Consider the following 17,920-nt stretch of genomic DNA (forward strand, 5'->3'; position numbering starts at 1 on the left):
TACGGTCCGGTCCCGAGCGGCACCGGCCCCCCACCAGACAGGAGCCCCTTGCCCGTGACGGCAGCAACCGACCGCAAACTGAAGGTTCTCATCGCGGCGGACACCTACCCGCCGGACGTCAACGGAGCCTCCGTCTTCTGCTACCGGCTGGCACGGGCCCTGCATGCCCGCGGCCACGAGGTCCACGTGGTCGCCGCCCGCAACGAGTCCGGACCCGACTCCGTCCAGTACAACGACGAGGCCACTGTCCACCGGCTGCAGTCCGTGGCCGCGCCCACCCACGAGTACTACCGGCTCGTGTTCCGACGGCATGCCAGCCAGTCCATCGGGGCCTTGTTGGAGGAGATCCGCCCGGACGTGGTGCACGTGCAGTGCCATTACATGATCGGCGAGGCTGCCATCAAGGAGGCGGAGAAGCGGCGCATCCGCACCATCGCCACCAACCACTTCATGCCGGAGAACCTGGAACCCTTCCTGCCATTCCCGCAGTGGTTCCTGGATATCGTGTCCAAGAACTCCTGGCGGGACATGGGCCGCCTGATGCGCAAGACCGCCGCCGTCACCACGCCCACGGCGCTGGCGGCCCAGACCATGGCCGAGCACGCCGACCTGGACTACGTGCTGCCGATCTCCAACGGCATCGACTCCTCCGCATATGAGCTGGCCCCGGGGGAGACGATCGAGCGCCGCGCGCATCCCACGGTCCTGTTCGTGGGCCGCCTCGCGGTGGAGAAGAACGTGGACGTGCTCATCCGCGCCATCGGCGCACTGGCCACCACAGTGGGGGCGCACCTGGAGATCGTGGGCGACGGCGAACAGCGCACCGCCCTGCGTGCCCTCGTCGACGAGCTGGGGCTTCAGGACCGGGTGCATTTCCTCGGCCATGTCAGCGACGCCGAACTGCACCGGGTCTACCTGCGGGCAGATGTCTTCTGCCAGCCCGGCACGGCCGAGCTGCAGTCGCTGGTCTCCCTCGAGGCCATGAGCGCCTCCCGCCCCGTGGTCCTGGCCGATGCCCTGGCGCTGCCGCATCTGGTCTCCGATGGGGACAACGGCTTCCTGTTCGCCCCGGGCGACCCGCAGGACCTGGCGGACAAGCTGGCCGCCGTGCTGACGGCGAGCGAGCAGGAGCGGGCACGCATGGGGGCCTCCTCCCACGACCGTGCGGTCCAGCACTCCCAGGAGAAGACGATCGACCTGTTCGAGATGCTCTACCGCGGAGCAACCGCTGAAGAGGTCCGCCCACTGCTCTAGGATCGGCCGCGTGGAGTGGTTCACCGAGATCCTGCCGGGCTGGCTCGCGGCCCCCGACGGAGAATGGGCGCGGGAGATCCTGCAACGCGGGGTCGCGGCCCTGTATCTCGTCGCGTTCCTGTCCACGCTGAACCAGTTCCGGGCCCTGCTGGGGGAGCGAGGCCTGTTGCCGGCGCCGGAGTTGCTGGCCGCTGGCCGTCAGCGCGGGCCCACCCTCTTCCGCCGCTGGGGCTACGGCGACCGCCGGCTGGTGGTGCTGGCCGTCGTCGGGATGGCGGTCTCCGCACTCCTGGTGGCGGGGATCCCGCAGGCCGGGCCGCCGTGGCTGCCGCTCGCGCTGTTCCTGGGCCTGTACGGGCTGTACCTGTCCGTGGTGAACATCGGGCAGGTGTTCTACGGTTTCGGCTGGGAGATGCTGCTGCTCGAGGCCGGGTTCACGGTGGGCCTCCTCGGCTCCCAGCAGGTTCCGCCGCCGGCACCGGTGCTGATCCTCGTGGTCTGGCTGGTGTTCCGTCTCGAATTCGGAGCCGGGATGATCAAGATGCGCGGCGGCCCCGAATGGCGGGACCTCACGGCGCTGGACTATCACCACCAGACGCAGCCGATGCCTAATCCGCTCAGCCGGCAGGCGCACCTCAAGCCCCCGTGGTGGCACCGCTGCGAGGTGGTCGGCAACCACGTGGCTCAGCTCGGTGTCCCCTTCCTGCTCTTCCTGCCCCAGCCGGTGGCCTCGATCGGCGCCGGGGCGATCATCCTGACCCAGCTCTGGCTCGTGGCGACCGGCAACTTCGCCTGGCTGAACTGGGCCACGATCGTCCTCGCGACCGCTGCCCTCGGAGACGCGGTGCTGCACCGCGTCATCCCGGCGCTGCCGGCGGATCTGGGCGCCGACGCCGCACTGGAGTCCGGGACGGCGGGCGGAGGGCCGGCCGTTGGTGTCCCCCTGTACTGGACCGTGATCGTCCTCGCCGGATCGGTGGCCCTGATCGTGGCATCCGTGCCCGCCCTACGGAACCTGTTCTCCCGCCGCCAGCTGATGAACGCCTCCTTCAACCGGTGGCAGCTGGGCAACGCCTACGGTGCCTTCGGCTCGGTGACCCGGCAACGGGTCGAGATCATCATCGAGGCCACCGAGGCAGGCTCCGGAGATCATCCGCCGGAAGACGAGGCCGATTGGCGGGCCTACGAGTTCAAGGGAAAGCCCGGTGACGTGCGGCGCCGGCCGCGGCAATGGGCGCCCTACCATCTGCGGCTGGACTGGATGATGTGGTTCCTTCCGCTCAGCGGTGTCCACCAGCGCTGGTTCCACACCCTGTTGGCACGGCTCCTGGTGGCGGACCCGGCCGTGTTGCGGCTGTTGCGCCAGGATCCCTGCGACGGCCGCCCGCCGCGGTTCATCCGCGTGAGGACCTTCCGGTACCGCTTCGCCACGCGCGCGGAGCGCCGGGAGACCGGCCACTACTGGATGCGCGACGACGGCCGGACCGTCATCGGGCCCGTCTCCGCCCGCTAGGATGGAGCCTTGCGCGCCCGGCACCGCCGTGCGCCGAGGGGCGTTAGCTCAGTTGGTCAGAGCACAGGACTCATAATCCTATGGTCGCGGGTTCAAGTCCCGCACGCCCCACCTCTACGGAGATCGTCGACGGATTCCCCTCGTCCTCCCCGAGCCGCTGCACCATGTCGGAGCCGGATGAAACAACATCACGTCGTCCTCTCTGGGGGATACGGTGGAGTGCGTCGGACAGACCGGCATCCAACAGAAGGGAGCAGCACATGTCTGCTTACACAGAAGCACGCGAGGAAGCCGCCACGGCCCTCCTGAAGAAGATCACCGAGCAGGTCGCGGAGAGCGACAGCCCCAAGTCCATCCGGGCACTGGCGGAGGCGTTTGCCCTCGTGCGGGGGACCCTGACCGGCGGGCCCAAGGTCGATGTGAAGTCGTGACCCGGCCCGGCACCCTCGGCCCGCGCGGCCGGAGCGGTCAGTAGTACCGGCCGGCCTGCGGGAGCATGTTGTACGGGCTGTAGTTGATGCTGGTGATGGACACGCCCTCCTTCTCGTTGCGGGCGTGGGCGATCTTGCCGCCCCCGATCACCACGGCGATGTGATAAACACCGGTGCCGGAGCCATCGTTGGACCAATAGACCAGATCGCCGGGCTTCGCCTGGGAGACGGGCACCTGGGTCGTGGCGGCGCCGTGCTGGGCCCTCGCGGTGCGGGGCAGTGAGCGTCCGGCGGCTTTGAAGGCATCCACGGTGAACCCCGAGCAGTCGTACTCCCAGGGTCCGTTGCCACCCCACTGATACTGGGCCCGGGGGTCCTTCGCCTTGGCGGTGGCCCAGGTGACGACCGTCGAGGCCCACGACGGGGCTGTGGTGGAGGGCTGGCCCGTCTGGTTCGGCAAGGGGCTGGCAACGGGGGTGCTGACGTCGCCCCGGTGGGCGATGAAGCGGTGGGCGTTCTGGAGCATGATGGCGGTCTCGCCACGCGTGATGCTCTTGCTCGGTTGGAAGGTGCCGTCAGCGTAGCCGCGGGCGATGCCGTTCGCCTGGAGCCAGCTGGCCTCATGGTAGAAGGACGTGGACCAGCCCATGTCCTTGAAGGGGGAGAAGTTCGGGCCCTTCTTGGTGGCCCCCGCCAGTCGGTAGATGAATGCGGCCATCTCGCCGCGGGTGATGTCCCGTGTCACACCGAACGAACGATCGGCATTGCCTGACGTCACGCCGGCCTGGGCCATCCAGGTGATCGGACCGGAATAGTACTGACCCGTGGCGGGCACATCGGTGAAGTACTTTTTCCCGTTCTGGATGTACTTCGGGGTGACCTGGCGGAAGAGGAAGGTGGCCACCTCCGAGCGGGTGATGTTCTGGTACAGGCCGTAACGGCCATTGGTGTAGCCCGTGGTGATCCCGTTGCAGTACACCCAGGTCACGGCGGAGTAGTACGTCTTGTTGGTCTTCTTGACGTCGGAGAAGTTGGATGAGGAGCATTGGGCGGCCGCCGCGGGGGACGCCGTGACCGCGTCCGCCGCCACGCCGGCCGTGGCCGCGGTGACCACCAGGGCCGTCGCCCCGATGAAGGCTGCAACACGGTGCTGGAACGGTCGTGGCGTCCGGGATGGCCGGGCGGTGGGGCGAGCGGATGAAGACACAGTGGTCCCCTTCAAGGTGCGATCACGAGCATGACAGGTCCCACTCCGGACAGGTCGAGTCCGGGGAAAGACCATGTCCGGGAAAGACGCGCTGAGGCGACGGCCCACCGGCGGGTCAGGAGCTACCCGCCCGGATGACATCGGGCCAGGAATCAGGATATCGCACTGTTATGGAACTGACACCTCGAAATCCCACGCTTCCCTGGAGGCCTATGCCTCAGGCGCCTTGCCGACCTGGGTCCTGCTGCCCGGTACCGTGGAACCGTGCCAGCCCCCGAGACTCCCGAAACCCCCGAGGCCCCCTCAACAGCCCGGCCCACGGGCGCGCCGCCACCACGTCCCCTTCGGCTGTTCATGGACGCCCGCTACACGCGAATCGGATTCCACGACGGCATCTCCCGCTACGGTGCCAGCCTCATCGCCGCGGCCGCACGCCTCGCGCCGGCGGTCGAGATCACCATGATCATCTCGGACGAGGCCCAACTGGACATGCTGCCGGCGGGCCTGCCGTGGGTGAAGGTCACGGAACCCACGTCCCCGGCGGAGCCGTTCCTGGCTCGGCAGCTCAATCCGCACCGGCCGGACATCGTCTTCTCACCCATGCAGACCATGGGGTCCGCCGGCCGGGAGTACGGCCTGATCCTGACCCTGCATGACCTGATCTACTACCAGCACCGCACCCCACCGGCGGACATGCCGGGGCCGGTCAAGGTGCTCTGGCGGGCCTTCCACCTGGCCTACTGGCCCCAACGGTGGGTCCTGGACCGGGCCGACGCCGTGGCCACCGTCTCCGAGACCACCCGCACCCTGATGCGACGTCACCGGCTCACCCGGCGGGAGATCCGGATCATCGGGAACGCGCCACAAGCGGTGGCCCGGCCCCGTGATCCCGAGAGGGCTCCGGAGAAGTCGCTGGTGTACATGGGCTCGTTCATGGACTACAAGAACGTCCAGACCCTCATCCGGGCCATGGCGCACCTCCCCGGCTATCGACTGCACCTACTCTCCCGGATCTCCGCCGACCGGGAGAGCCAGCTGGTGGACGTGGCCCGTGCGGCCGGCGTCGAGCCGGAGGCAGTCGTCTTCCATCACGGCACCTCGGACGAGGACTATGTACGGCTGCTGCGCTCAGCCACCGCCCTTGTGACGCTCTCCCGGGCGGAGGGCTACGGCCTTCCCCTCGCCGAGGCCATGGCGCAGGGAACCCCGGTGGTGGTCTCGGATGCGGAGATCTTCCGGGAAATTGGCGGTCCCGACGGCGGCGCCGCACGATTCGTGCAGCTCGGTCCCGCTGCGCCCGGTGCGGGAGCGGCCGCCCACCCGGCCGACACCTCACCGGTCGAGATGGCCACCCGGGTCCGCGAGTTGGAGGATCCTGAGGTCTTCGCCGCGGCCTCCCGGGCGGCGGCCGAGCGGGCTGCCCTCTTCAGCTGGGATGCCTCCGCACGCGCGCTCGTGGACCTGGGCCGGGACATCGCCGAGCGACGGTCCCGGGCCTCACGCCCCGCCTAGCAGCCCCTACCGGGGTGGCCCACCGTCGAGGGGCCACAGGACTGACGGTCCGGACCATCCCAGCAGCACCAGTGGATCGAGGTAGCGGTCCCAGGCCGTGCCGTCGACCACCCAGCCCTCCGGGATGCGGACACCCCAGTGGACGCAGCGCTGCGGGCAGTGTCCCGCCGCCGAGGCCGCTGTGCTGCTGGCCTGACCGCCGTCACCGTCGCCCTCCCCGTCACTCCGGCCCGGCCCCACGGTGCCCAACAGCTCGCCGGCCTCCACGCGGTCCCCGACCGACCAGTGCTCCGCGGCCGTGACCGGTTCCAGACTGGAGAGCATGCCGTTGGCATGGGCGAGCGTGATGACGGGTCGCCCTGCCACCGGTCCGGCGAAGCGTACCGTCCCGGCCCCGGGCGCCACCACCTCGTCGCCCGCCGCCTCCCAGTCCACACCGCGGTGGCCGGCCGCCCACGGTTCCGGAGGAGGGTCGAAGACCCGCAGGACCGCGCCCGAGGTGGGCGGCACCCAGCCGCTCACCACCTCGGCCGCGGGGGCGACCTGCGGCGAGGGTGTCACGAGTGCCGCCGTCGTGATCGGCGGGACAAAGACCGGGGCGGCCAGCCCCAGGGACGCCAGGCCGAGCAGGCGCAGCGCCAGCGGGAGCCGGGCGCCGGCGTCGGCGGGGAGGGTGGGCCAGGACCAAGGTGACATGACTCCAGACTGGGGTGCCGGCGTCGTGCGTGGGGGGCGGGAAGACCTGCCGGTGGATGAGGACGCCGGACCGGTTCCCTGTGGAGGAGTGGAGCAGGACCACCGGGGGCGGGGGCGGTTTCGCGAGCAGGAGGTCCGGAAGCACCGGGGGCAAGCCGCACGCCGACCGGTTCGGAGCATGGATCCGGCTGGGGTAAGATTGACCCAGCAGTTGTGTGCCCTTGCCGTCAGCGATGACGTGCGGAGTGCGCCGCTGACTACGCGTATGACTGATGCCGGCCCTCACGGGTGCGGCAGGTTCCCACCTTCGGTCCCGAACACCCGCTGAGCGGGTGCCATGGGTCAGCGTCGGGAATGCCGGGTTCGCCCGCAGGCCATGCCAGGGACCGGACCACCACGGAACGGTCGTCAACCGACAACATACAAGGAGCGACATGCCTGTCGTCACCATGCGCCAGCTGCTGGACTCCGGCGTCCACTTCGGACACCAGACCCGCCGTTGGAACCCCAAGATGAAGCGCTTCATCTTCACCGAGCGCAACGGCATCTACATCATCGACCTGCAGCAGTCCCTGTCCTACATCGACCGGGCCTTCGAGTTCGTCAAGGAGACGGTCGCCCACGGTGGCACCATCCTCTTCGTCGGCACCAAGAAGCAGGGTCAGGAAGCCATCGCCGAGCAGGCCACCCGCGTCGGCATGCCCTACGTCAACCACCGTTGGCTCGGCGGCATGCTCACCAACTTCGCCACGGTCTCCAAGCGCGTGCAGCGCATGAAGGAGCTCGAGGAGATCGACTTCGAGGACGTCGCCGGTTCCGGCCACACCAAGAAGGAACTGCTCCTGCTGCAGCGCGAGCTGACCAAGCTCGAGTCCAACCTCGGTGGTATCCGCAACATGACCCGGACCCCCTCCGCGGTCTGGATCGTGGACACCAAGAAGGAGCACCTCGCCGTGGACGAGGCCCAGAAGCTGGGCATCCCGGTGGTCGCCATCCTGGACACCAACTGCGATCCCGACGAGGTCACCTACCCGATCCCGGGCAACGATGACGCGATCCGCTCCGTCAACCTGCTGACCCGCGTGGTTGCCGACGCCGTGGCCGAGGGCCTCATCGCCCGCAACCAGGGCAAGTCCGGCGGCCAGGCCGCCGAGGAGCCGATGGCCGAGTGGGAGCGCGAGCTCCTCGAGCAGCACCAGGCCGAGCAGGCTGCTACTCCGGAGGCCGGACCCGCCACGGGCGGCATGTCCTCCCCGCAGGGCGAGCAGGCGGCCCAGGCCGACGTCGAGGCCGCACAGGACGTTCCGGCTTCGGCGGACGCCTCCGAGGTGGCCGAGGCCGCCGAGGGAACCGAGGCACCGGCAGCAGAGGCCCCCGAGGCCAAGTGATCCACCACCGGCCGGCCCCACACGGGGCCGGCCGGTGTCTGCCCGGACCACGTCCGGGCACCAGAACCAAGCACCACAACACCACTTCGGGACAATCCCGCTACAGGTAAGGATGGGTACCACGCATGGCGAACTACACCGCAGCTGACATCAAGGCCCTGCGCGAGCGCACCGGCGCCGGAATGATGGACGTCAAGAAGGCGCTCGACGAGGCCAACGGCGACAGCGAGAAGGCGATCGAGATCATCCGCGTGAAGGGCCTCAAGGGCGCCACCAAGCGCGAGGGCCGTGCGGCCGTCGAGGGCCTGGTCGCCGCCGTCGTCAAGGACGGCACTGGCGTCATGATCGAGGTCAACTGCGAGACCGACTTTGTTGCCAAGAACGAGAAGTTCATCGAGCTGGGCAACGTCGTCCTCGAGCAGGCCGTCTCCACCGGTGCAGCCGATCTCGAGACCCTGCTGGCCTCCGAGTTCAACGGTCGCACCCTGGGTGAGCACGTCGTCGACGAGGGCGCTGTCCTCGGCGAGAAGGTCGTCGTCCGACGCATCGCCCGCGTGGAAGGTGCCTTCGTGGACGCCTACCTGCACAAGACCTCCAAGGACCTTCCCGCCCAGGTGGGCGTGCTGATGGCCGTGGATGCTGACTCCGAGGCCGCGCAGACCGCCGCTCACGACGTCGCCGTGCACACCGCCGCCTTCGCGCCGACCTACCTGTCCCGCGAGGACGTGCCGGCCGAGACCGTCGAGAACGAGCGTCGCATCGCGGATGAGACGGCCCGCGCCGAGGGCAAGCCGGAGCAGGCCATGGCCAAGATCGTCGAGGGCCGCCTGACCGGCTTCTTCAAGGAGATCGTGCTCGTGGACCAGCCGTTCGCCAAGGACCCGAAGCAGACCGTCGGCAAGGTCCTGACCGACGCCGGCACCGCCGTCGCCGGTTTCGCCCGCTTCCGCGTCGGCAACTGACCGACCCGCACGGCGGGCCCCCGCCCACGCGGTAGGATCGGATCGACCGCGCAGCGGACGAGTCTGAAAAGGGGGTGGTCATCCAACATGGATGGCCACCCCCTTTGCTCTGCCCGACGAACAACCCTCACGTGGTGCACCGCCACCACCGCCAGCCCCGATGAGCCCAGGAGGCCAGCCCATGGAGAGCACTGACCAGCGAACCACCCCGGACATCCGCGACGCCACGTCCTTCAATGAATCCCGCGACCTGCAGCAGGCCCAGGCCGGCGACACCCGCGGCAATCCCGGCCGGACCGGGAAGCGCCGGGTGCTGCTCAAGCTCTCCGGTGAGGTCTTCGGCGGCGGCAAGGTCGGCGTGGATCCGGACACGGTGCGCGGCATGGCCGAGCAGATCGCCGATGCCCGCGGGGAGGTCGAGATCGCCATCGTCGTCGGCGGCGGCAACTTCTTCCGCGGGGCGGAGCTCTCCGAGAACGGCATGGACCGCCGGCGTGCCGACTACATGGGCATGCTCGGCACCGTCATGAACTGCCTGGCCCTGCAGGACTTCCTGGAGCAGGCCGGGGTGTCCACCCGGGTGCAGTCCGCCATCCACATGGAACAGGTCGCCGAACCGTACATCCCGCTCCGCGCGATCCGTCACATGCAGAAGGGCCGCGTGGTGATCTTCGGGGCCGGCACCGGTCTGCCGTACTTCTCCACGGACACCGTGGCCGCCCAGCGTGCCCTGGAGATCGGCGCCGACGAGGTGCTGATGGCCAAGTCCGGCGTGGACGGCGTCTACACCGCAGACCCGAAGAAGGACCCCTCGGCACAGAAGTACGAGCACCTCACCTATGACGAGGCGCTGTTGAACGACATCCGGGTGATGGACCAGACCGCGATGACCATGTGCAAGGACAACGGCCTGTCCATGATGGTGTTCGGCATGGAGGGCCAGGGCAACGTCACCCAGGCCCTGTTGGGTGAGAGGATCGGCACCACGGTCACCCGCTGACCTGCACCGCCGGTCCGTCCGGACCGCCCGTCTGGGACTACCGCACGAGCGGGTGTCCTAGGATTGATCACAACCGCACCAGAACCCAGGAGACAACGTGACGCAGGAAACCCTTCAGGCTGCCACCGAGCAGATGGAGAAGACAATCGAGGCCACCCGCGAGGACTTCGGCTCGGTCCGCACCGGCCGGGCGAACCCCGGGCTCTACTCCAAGGTCATGGTGGACTACTACGGCTCCTACACGCCGCTGCAGCAGCTCGCCTCCTTCACCACCACCGATGCCCGCACCCTGCTGATCACGCCGTTCGACGTGTCCGCGCTGCGCAATATCGAGAAGGCCCTCTCGGACTCCGAGATCGGCGCGAACCCGTCCAACGACGGCAAGGTCATCCGCGTGGTCGTGCCCGATCTGACCGAGGAGCGCCGCAAGGAGTACGTCAAACTCATCAAGACCAAGGCCGAGGACCACAAGGTCTCCCTGCGCAACACCCGCCGCAAAGCCAAGGAGACCCTGGACAAGATGGTCAAGGACGGGGACGTCGGCGAGGACGAGGGGACCCGTGCCGAGAAGGAACTCGACGCCATGACCCGCCGGTTCACGGACGAGATCGACGAGATGGCCAAGCGCAAGGAAGCGGAACTCCTCGAGGTCTGAGCACCCCACCACGCCATGACTGATCCCTCCGTACCCGCTGCCGCGCAGCCGGTCCTGCCGCCGGTTCCTCCACTGGAACAGCCGGAACAGCCGGAACCACCGGTGACCCGGCGGCAGCGGCGGGAGCAGGAGGCTGCCCGGGCTCGCCAGGCCAAGGCCGGCCGCAACCTCCCGGCAGCCATCACCGTCGGCCTGCTGCTGCTCGGTGGTGCCCTCGTCGGGCTGATCTGGCTTCCGGTGGTGCTGGCGATCCTTGTCATCGCGCTGCTGTTGCTGGGGGTCACGGAAACCGCGCGGGCCATCTCACGGCGCGGCCTGGACGTGCCCCGGGTGCCGCTCTGGGCCGGCGCCGTGGCGATGCCGTTGGGCGCCTTTGCCGGCGGGGTCGAAGCCCTGGTGCTGGCGCTGCTGGGCACGCTGCTGCTGGTCCTGGTCTGGGCGGTGGTCGAGGACCTGCCCGCGCAGGGGGAGTCCGTGATGGCCTCCGCCTTCATCGTTCTCTGGGTGCCGTTCCTGCTGTCCTTCGCCGTCGCCCTGCTGGGCCAGGACCAGGGCAACCTCATGGTGGCCTGCATGCTGCTCATGGTGGTCTCCAATGACACCTTCGGCTACATCGTCGGCGCCAGCTTCGGCAAGCACCCCATGGCACCCAAGATCAGTCCCAAGAAATCCTGGGAGGGGTTCGCCGGATCGGTGGCCGGCTCCGTGGTCGTGGGCACGGCCGCGGTCCACCTGCTCCTGGACCACCCGTGGTGGGTCGGCAGTCTGCTCGGCCTCCTGACCGTCGCGTCGGCGACGGCGGGCGACTTCGCCGAGTCCATGATCAAGCGCGAGCTGAACATCAAGGACATGGGTTCGATGCTGCCCGGCCACGGCGGCGCCATGGACCGGCTGGACTCGCTCGTGTTCTCCGCCCCGGTCGCCTACATGGTCTTCGCGCTGCCCTTCGTCTGAGAGCGGCGTGCTGGGGAGTGCGGGGTGGCCTGACACCCCGGCGGCCTCACGGGATCTGCCGGTTCCGCTGGCTACGATGGACACGTTGGCGGACCCCACACTCTTCCGAAGGAGCCTTCTCGATGGACCACGGCACGCGGCAGGACTCCGAAGGACTCCAGCAGCAGGTGATGCGGTCGGCTGACCGCCCACCGTTTGACCTCGCGGACCGCCACACCTTCGGTTACCACCGCAAGCAGGTGGACCGGTTCCTGGCCCGGGCCCGAGTCGCCTATGAGGGCGGTGGAGACCTGCGCTCCGCTGACATCCGCCACATCACGTTCGATGCGGTCAAGGGCGGCTACCAGGCCGACCAGGTCGACGATGTCCTGGACCGGCTCGAGGACGCTCTCGCCCGGTCCGAACGCGAACGGCGTATCGAGGTCGAGGGGGAGGACGCCTGGACGAGCCGGGTCCACGCCTCCATCGACGTCCTCCGGGGGCGTCTCGACCGCCCCGACGGCGAGAAATTCCGCCGCCCGGCCCAGGATCGGGACGGCGGCTACGACCGCGCCGACGTGGATGCCCTGTGCCACCGCCTCTCCGCTCGCTTCGACGATCGCGGAAAAGGTGCCGACCTGGGTGCCGACCACGTGCGCAGGGCGGTGTTCGCGGCCGCTCCCGGCGTCGAAGGCTATGACGAGGCGCAGGTGGACGCATTCCTCGACGCCGTCATCGACGTGCTGTCCATCCTCGACTGACCCCACCGGCCAGCCCGGTCACCCCTACCGCTCAGGCCGGTCCGGCCAGCCACCGCCACCACTGCGACCAGCGCGCGGGACGTCAGCGGTCTGACTCGCCGCCACCCAGGAGTGACTCGACGAGCGGCACCGTGCGCCAGGCGATCAGCTCGGTCATGGCCAGGGACGTGTCCGCGCGGTCCACCCCGTCGATCTGCAGGATCCGCGAGTGGATCCTGAACAGGTCCTCCGCGTTCCGGGCCGCGACGCGGGCCAGGACATCCGCCGAGCCGGTCAGGCCGTGGGCCTGGACCACCTCGGGAATCCCGTGGAGGGCCGCGGTGATCTCGGTGAGTTGCTGCTGATGGACGTGGATCTGCACGAACGCCGTCAGCGGGTGCCCGAGGGCGTCCATGCTGATCCGGCGTTCGAAAGGCAGGAACACCCCCTCCTCCGTGAGCCGGACCAGCCGTGCCTGGACCGTGTTGCGGGACAGGGAGAGGGCCTGGGCGAGGGCCACCGTGGTGGCATCCGGTGTCTTCGAGAGCTCCACCAGGAGTCTCAGGTCGGTGGTGTCCAAGGTGCGCATGATGCTCGCTTTCCCGAGGGGGTCTCGCGCGGTCGTTGGGCATGATGCCCAGTGCGAACAGCGTACCTTGTGCAGCGCTGTCGCTGTGACTAGCATCACAGGAGAGCGGTCGACACCCTGACCGCGTCCACGGCAATGGCACGGCACCCACCCGGTGCGGGCCTGAACGAGGAGGTCACCATGGGATCCACCAGCCTGATTCCCCCATCCACCGGCATGCCCCACGTCCCCGAACCCGACCTGCTCCAGGTCCTCAGCCCGGAGGGCCATCGCCGTCCGGACCACGACCTTGACCCCTGGCTCGAGGACGTCACCCCGGCTATGCTGACCTCCCTGCACCGGGACATGACCCTCATCCGCCGGATCGACACGGAGTGCACACACCTCCAGCGCCAGGGAGAACTCGCCCTCTGGCCCCCGCTGCTGGGGCAGGAGGCCGCTCAGGCCGGTTCGGCCGTGGCCCTGCAGCACGACGACTACGTCTTCCCCTCCTACCGCGAGAACGGCGTGGCCTACCTGCGGGGCATCGATCCGCTGGGCCTGGTCCGCCTGTGGCGTGGTGCCACGTTCGCCGGCTGGAAGCCCCAGGACCACAACTTCGCCGCCCAGCAGATCATCATCGGCGCGCAGGCACTGCATGCCGTCGGCTACGCCATGGGCATCACCCGGGACGGCACGGACGCGGCGGCCATCGGCTACTTCGGCGACGGTGCCACCAGTCAGGGCGACGTCAATGAGGCCATGGTCTTCGCCGCCAGCTTCCACGCCCCCGTGGTGTTCTTCTGCCAGAACAACCACTGGGCGATCTCCGAGCCGGTCGGCCTGCAGGCCAAACGCCACATCGCCGACCGCCCCTGGGGCTTCGGCATCCCCGCCATGCGCGTGGACGGCAACGATGTCCTCGCCGTCATGGCCGCCACCCGCCGCGCCCTCGAGCGGGCCCGCAACGGAGGCGGTCCGACCTTCATCGAGGCGGTGACCTACCGCATGGGTCCACACACCACCGCGGACGATCCGACCCGTTACCGGGACGCCGCGGAGGTGGAGGCGTGGCGTGCCAAGGACCCCATCGACCGGCTCGAGAAGCACCTGGCCGAGCTGGGGGAGGACCTCGAGGCCGTCAGGGCCGACTCCACCGCCGCGGCGGATGCCATGGCCGCCGAGCTGCGGGCCGGCGTCGCCGCCCTGACCGATCCGGAGCCGGCCGAGCTGTTCGACCACGTGTACGCGGAGCCACACCACGAGCTGGAGCGTCAACGAGAGCACTACCGCCTCTACCTGGAGCAGTTCGACGGGCCGCAGCTGGAAGCGGGTGCGCGATGACCGGCACCGCTGCTGAGACCCTCACCTTCGGCAAGGCCATCAACGCCGGCCTGCGTGCGGCCCTGGCCGAGGATCCGCGCGTCCTGCTCATGGGCGAGGACATCGGCCGGCTCGGCGGTGTCTTCCGCATCACCGACGGCCTGCAGGACGAGTTCGGCGAGGACCGCGTGGTGGACACGCCCCTGGCCGAGTCCGGCATCATGGGCACCGCCGTCGGCCTGGCCTACCGGGGTTACCGTCCCGTCGTGGAGATCCAGTTCGACGGGTTCGTCTACCCGTCCTTCGACCAGATCGTCTCCCAGGTCGCCAAGCTCTTCCACCGCACCCACGGGGCCGTGACCATGCCCATCACCATCCGCATCCCGTTCGGCGGCGGCATCGGCTCGCCGGAGCACCACTCGGAGTCGCCGGAGGCCTACTTCGTGCACACGGCCGGGCTGCGGGTCGTCTCGCCATCCACGCCGCAGGAGGGGTTCGATCTGATCCGCGCGGCCGTGGCCAGCAACGACCCGGTGGTCTACCTGGAGCCGAAGCGCCGCTACCATGACAAGGCCCCCGTGGATCTGGCGGCGCCGTTGCGTCCGATGGGTCCGGCCGCCCTGGCCACCGAGGGATCCGACGTCACCCTGGTGACCTACGGTCCGCTGGTGAAGACGTGTCTGCAGGCGGCGGAGGCCGCGGACGGGGCCTCCCTCGAGGTGATCGACTTGAGGTCGCTGTCCCCGATCGACTTCGGGCTCATCGAATCCTCCGTGCGCAAGACCGGACGGCTCGTGATCGCCCATGAGGCCTCCCGCACCGGGGGGCTGGGCGCCGAGATCGCGGCCACGGTGACCGAGCGCTGCTTCCACTGGCTGGAGCACGCGCCGGTGCGGGTCACCGGATTCGACATCCCGTACCCGCCAGCCAAACTCGAGCATCACCACGTGCCGGACCTGGACCGCATCCTCGACGGCGTGGACCGGGCCCTGGGCCGCCCGCACTCGCTCGACTCCCTGGACCCCTTCGCGGCGCCCGTGCCCCTGGGTTCCACGTCCGACCCCACGACAGGAGCCTGACATGCTCAAGGTCTTCAACCTGCCCGATCTCGGCGAGGGCCTGACCGAGTCCGAGCTGCTCACCTGGAAGATCGCCGTCGGTGACACGGTGGCGGTGAACGACGTGCTCGCGGAGGTGGAGACCGCCAAGGCGGTCGTCGAGCTCTCCAGCCCCTTCGACGGCACCATCGCCGCACTGCACGGGGATCCCGGGGCCGTCATCCAGGTCGGTGCCCCCATCATCTCCTTCGACCTGCCCGGCGCGGAACCTGACAAGACCGACAGCACCCCGGGGCCCGACGCCGGCTCCTCGTCCCTGCCCGACGGCCGGGTGCCGACGCTGGTCGGCTACGGCGCGGCCGTGGAGGGGGCCGGGCGCCCCGCCCGTCGCGCCCGGGCGGGGCGGCCCGCGGCGCCGGATCCGGCGCCGGCAGCCCAGCCGTCCGGCTCGCCATCGTCGGTGCGCGAGCCGGTGCCCAGTCCCGTGCCGGCCGGCGCGACGGCACCACTCACGTTCGAGCGCCCGCGTTCCACCCCGCCGGTCCGCAAGCTCGCCCGCGACCTCGGGGTGGACCTCGCCGTGCTCACGGGCAGCGGAGCAGGGGGTGTGGTGACGCGCGAGGATGTCACGGCCGCCGCGGACGGTGCGCGGCCGGCGTCGGGCGGTCCGTCCGGGGCGGACGCCCTGGCCGAGGCCGGACCGGAGACCGCCGCCGAGGCAGCGGCCGGTGGTGTCCGCACCCTCGGCGGCCGGCCCCGCACGGAAGAGGAGCCGATCCGCTCGGTCCGCAAGGCCACCGCCGCCGCCATGACGGCCAGCGCGTTCACGGCGCCGCACGTGACGGAGTTCCTCACCGTGGACGTCACCGAATCCGTCGACCTACTGCAGGAACTGAGGCAGCGGCGGGACTTCCGGGAGCTGAAGCTCACCCCGCTCACCCTGGTGGCCCGGGCGGCCTGCCTGGCGCTGGAGCGCACGCCCGAACTCAATGCCCGGTGGGACGGGGAGGGTGGGCGGATCATCCGGCAGAACTATGTGAACCTGGGCATCGCCGCGGCCACTCCGCGGGGACTCATGGTGCCGAACCTCCAGGACGCCCAGGCCCTGGATCTGCGCTCGCTGGCGATCCGGCTGACCGAGCTGACGGCGGTGGCGCGGGAGGGGAAGCTGACGCCGGGACAGCTCTCTGGCGGTACCTTCACCCTGACGAATGTGGGGGTCTTCGGCGTCGATGCCGGCACCCCCATCATCAATCCGGGGGAGGCCGGCATCCTGGCCATCGGGCAGGTCCGGCGGATGCCGTGGGAGTACCGGGGTGAGATCGCGCTGCGCCAGGTGATGACGCTGTCCCTGTCCTTCGACCACCGGCTGGTGGACGGCGAGCAGGGCTCGCGGTTCCTGGCCGACGTCGGCGCGGTGCTGGCCCGTCCGGGCCTGGCACTGGCGCTGTTCTAGAGCGGGACAGCCGAGGTGGTCAGCCGAGCTGCATGATGAGCTCGGTGACCACCTCGGACCGCGCGTTGGAGAAGTTCTTGTCCTCGCCGACCACGGAGAAGCCGCGGCGGGTGAGGATCTTCTGCGAGCCGATGTTGTCCGCCGGCACGTGCGCCCGCAGGGGGCGGTCCGTGAAGGCCTCCAGCAGGGCGTCCACCGCGGAGGTGGTGATGCCCTGGCCCCAGTACTCACGGGCGGTCCAGAAGGAGAGTTCCGGCTCCTCGCCGATGCCGGAGACCACCACGGCCCCGGCGACCTGGCCGTCCTGCTCGATGGTCCGGACCTTCGTGGCGGGGTCCTCGAGCAACCGGGACCAGTGGTAGTCGAACACGCCGCGGTCCTGGGGACTGCGCGGGGCGAAAGCGGCCATCAGGTTGGCCTCGGGATCCTGCTGGTGCTCAAAGAAGTAGTCCAGGTCCTCGGACCGGACTTCACGAAGTTGCACGGAAATGGTGACCTCCTCGTCACGGGGTGGGGCCTGAACCACGGTGGCCCTCGCTCACACTGTACGCGGAATACTAGCGGGCCTCGGATCCAGCCAGGAGCGCGGACAGGGCCATCCCCTCCAGCAGGGTGCGCCGTCCCCGCTGCTCCGAGGGGGAACGGCGCACCGAATGCGGGGTGGAGTTCACGAGCCCGAGGGCCGCCTGGGTGCGGAAGACCGCGGTGCCGTGGTCCTCGTCCGGGTGCAGCAATTCCAGCTGGCCCGCCCAGACCTCGATGTAGTCCCGCTGAAGCCGGACCACCTCGGCTCGCACGTCCGGCTCGAGATGGCGCATCTCCCGGCCCTGCACGGCGATCACGTCACGATGGGACAGGGCGAAGTCCGTCTGAAAGCGCACGAGGGCGGTCAGGGCCGCTTGGGCTCCGTCCTCGCTGCCGGCCACCCGGTGGGCACCGTCCAGCAGGTCCTGGCTGACCTGGAGCAGCAGCTCGCCGAGGACGGCGGTCTTACCCGGGAAATGCCGGTACACCGCCGGGCCGCTGACACCACAGGCCGCACCGAGGTCTTCGAGCCGGACCGAGGTGAAGCCCCGGTCGGCGAACAACCGGGCGGCGGCCGCCAGCAGGGATTGCCGGCGATCGGCCTTGGCGGCGGCACGGGCGGTCTGTTCGGAGGTCATGGCGTCCTGGCGATGTCGGTGGGAGGGGCTGGCGGTGGTACCGGGGCGGTCTCGAGTCCGG

General features: G+C 69.6%; 18 protein-coding genes and 1 tRNA gene. 14 read left to right on the forward strand and 5 right to left on the reverse strand.

Annotated elements, in window-relative coordinates:
- The first annotated feature begins 54 nt into the window (after nt 1-54).
- The 4 genes from AB0333_RS13505 (at nt 55) to AB0333_RS13520 (ending at nt 3,198) form a co-directional block, all read left to right on the forward strand.
- The gene (locus AB0333_RS13505) at nt 55-1,254 is read left to right on the forward strand and encodes a glycosyltransferase (protein ID WP_366219187.1); all 1,200 of its coding nucleotides are present in this window, start codon (nt 55-57) and stop codon (nt 1,252-1,254) included.
- Between the two features lie 10 nt (nt 1,255-1,264).
- Entirely contained in the window at nt 1,265-2,767 is a 1,503-nt protein-coding gene (locus tag AB0333_RS13510; RefSeq protein ID WP_366219188.1) for a lipase maturation factor family protein, read from the forward strand.
- A gap of 37 nt (nt 2,768-2,804) precedes the next feature.
- Nucleotides 2,805-2,878, forward strand: a tRNA-Ile gene (locus tag AB0333_RS13515).
- Between the two features lie 149 nt (nt 2,879-3,027).
- Nucleotides 3,028-3,198 carry a hypothetical protein gene (locus tag AB0333_RS13520; RefSeq protein WP_159549772.1) on the forward strand — a complete coding sequence of 57 codons (171 nt, stop codon included), beginning with the start codon at nt 3,028-3,030 and terminating at the stop codon, nt 3,196-3,198.
- Nucleotides 3,199-3,235: 37 nt separating this feature from the next.
- Here AB0333_RS13520 and AB0333_RS13525 read toward each other — a convergent pair whose 3' ends face one another.
- A complete protein-coding gene (locus AB0333_RS13525; RefSeq protein WP_366219189.1) occupies nt 3,236-4,405 on the reverse strand; it encodes an S-layer homology domain-containing protein in 1,170 nt (389 codons plus the stop codon).
- Between the two features lie 354 nt (nt 4,406-4,759).
- Here AB0333_RS13525 and AB0333_RS13530 point away from each other — a divergent pair, with 354 nt between their 5' ends.
- Entirely contained in the window at nt 4,760-5,917 is a 1,158-nt protein-coding gene (locus tag AB0333_RS13530) for a glycosyltransferase (protein WP_366219218.1), read from the forward strand.
- A gap of 6 nt (nt 5,918-5,923) precedes the next feature.
- Here the strand turns inward: AB0333_RS13530 and AB0333_RS13535 are convergent, their stop codons facing one another.
- On the reverse strand, nt 5,924-6,613 hold the full coding sequence (locus AB0333_RS13535) for a M23 family metallopeptidase (RefSeq protein WP_366219190.1): 690 nt from the start codon (nt 6,611-6,613) through the stop codon (nt 5,924-5,926).
- Nucleotides 6,614-7,047: 434 nt separating this feature from the next.
- Between AB0333_RS13535 and rpsB the strand changes: the two genes are divergently transcribed.
- The 6 genes from rpsB (at nt 7,048) to AB0333_RS13565 (ending at nt 12,312) form a co-directional block, all read left to right on the forward strand.
- Nucleotides 7,048-8,001 carry a 30S ribosomal protein S2 gene (rpsB, locus tag AB0333_RS13540; RefSeq protein WP_366219191.1) on the forward strand — a complete coding sequence of 318 codons (954 nt, stop codon included), beginning with the start codon at nt 7,048-7,050 and terminating at the stop codon, nt 7,999-8,001.
- Between the two features lie 125 nt (nt 8,002-8,126).
- The gene (gene tsf, locus AB0333_RS13545) at nt 8,127-8,963 is read left to right on the forward strand and encodes a translation elongation factor Ts (protein WP_366219192.1); all 837 of its coding nucleotides are present in this window, start codon (nt 8,127-8,129) and stop codon (nt 8,961-8,963) included.
- A 181-nt stretch (nt 8,964-9,144) separates the two neighbouring features.
- Complete coding sequence (pyrH, locus tag AB0333_RS13550; RefSeq protein ID WP_366219193.1) at nt 9,145-9,963, forward strand: UMP kinase; 819 nt, start codon at nt 9,145-9,147, stop codon at nt 9,961-9,963.
- Nucleotides 9,964-10,060: 97 nt separating this feature from the next.
- Nucleotides 10,061-10,618 carry a ribosome recycling factor gene (gene frr, locus AB0333_RS13555; protein WP_366219194.1) on the forward strand — a complete coding sequence of 186 codons (558 nt, stop codon included), beginning with the start codon at nt 10,061-10,063 and terminating at the stop codon, nt 10,616-10,618.
- 15 nt (nt 10,619-10,633) lie between these two features.
- The gene (locus tag AB0333_RS13560; protein WP_366219195.1) at nt 10,634-11,572 is read left to right on the forward strand and encodes a phosphatidate cytidylyltransferase; all 939 of its coding nucleotides are present in this window, start codon (nt 10,634-10,636) and stop codon (nt 11,570-11,572) included.
- 122 nt (nt 11,573-11,694) lie between these two features.
- Entirely contained in the window at nt 11,695-12,312 is a 618-nt protein-coding gene (locus tag AB0333_RS13565) for a DivIVA domain-containing protein (RefSeq protein ID WP_366219197.1), read from the forward strand.
- Nucleotides 12,313-12,394: 82 nt separating this feature from the next.
- Here the strand turns inward: AB0333_RS13565 and AB0333_RS13570 are convergent, their stop codons facing one another.
- A complete protein-coding gene (locus tag AB0333_RS13570; protein WP_366219198.1) occupies nt 12,395-12,880 on the reverse strand; it encodes an Lrp/AsnC family transcriptional regulator in 486 nt (161 codons plus the stop codon).
- Between the two features lie 180 nt (nt 12,881-13,060).
- Here AB0333_RS13570 and pdhA point away from each other — a divergent pair, with 180 nt between their 5' ends.
- Genes pdhA through AB0333_RS13585 form a run of 3 tightly spaced genes read left to right on the forward strand, consistent with a single transcriptional unit; the run spans nt 13,061 to nt 16,696 of the window.
- The gene (gene pdhA / locus AB0333_RS13575; protein WP_366219199.1) at nt 13,061-14,203 is read left to right on the forward strand and encodes a pyruvate dehydrogenase (acetyl-transferring) E1 component subunit alpha; all 1,143 of its coding nucleotides are present in this window, start codon (nt 13,061-13,063) and stop codon (nt 14,201-14,203) included.
- Nucleotides 14,200-15,261, forward strand: coding sequence for an alpha-ketoacid dehydrogenase subunit beta (locus tag AB0333_RS13580; RefSeq protein WP_366219200.1), 1,062 nt, complete (start codon nt 14,200-14,202; stop codon nt 15,259-15,261). Before pdhA ends, AB0333_RS13580 begins: the two co-directional genes overlap by 4 nt.
- 1 nt (nt 15,262) lies before the next feature.
- The gene (locus AB0333_RS13585; RefSeq protein WP_366219201.1) at nt 15,263-16,696 is read left to right on the forward strand and encodes a dihydrolipoamide acetyltransferase family protein; all 1,434 of its coding nucleotides are present in this window, start codon (nt 15,263-15,265) and stop codon (nt 16,694-16,696) included.
- Nucleotides 16,697-16,715: 19 nt separating this feature from the next.
- Here AB0333_RS13585 and AB0333_RS13590 read toward each other — a convergent pair whose 3' ends face one another.
- On the reverse strand, nt 16,716-17,180 hold the full coding sequence (locus tag AB0333_RS13590) for a GNAT family N-acetyltransferase (protein ID WP_188803562.1): 465 nt from the start codon (nt 17,178-17,180) through the stop codon (nt 16,716-16,718).
- A gap of 73 nt (nt 17,181-17,253) precedes the next feature.
- Nucleotides 17,254-17,859 carry a TetR family transcriptional regulator gene (locus AB0333_RS13595; RefSeq protein ID WP_366219202.1) on the reverse strand — a complete coding sequence of 202 codons (606 nt, stop codon included), beginning with the start codon at nt 17,857-17,859 and terminating at the stop codon, nt 17,254-17,256.
- Between the last annotated feature and the right edge of the window lie 61 nt (nt 17,860-17,920).

Origin of the sequence: Citricoccus sp. NPDC079358 (genome assembly GCF_040702545.1) — a bacterium.
Taxonomy (GTDB): Bacteria; Actinomycetota; Actinomycetes; order Actinomycetales; family Micrococcaceae; genus Citricoccus.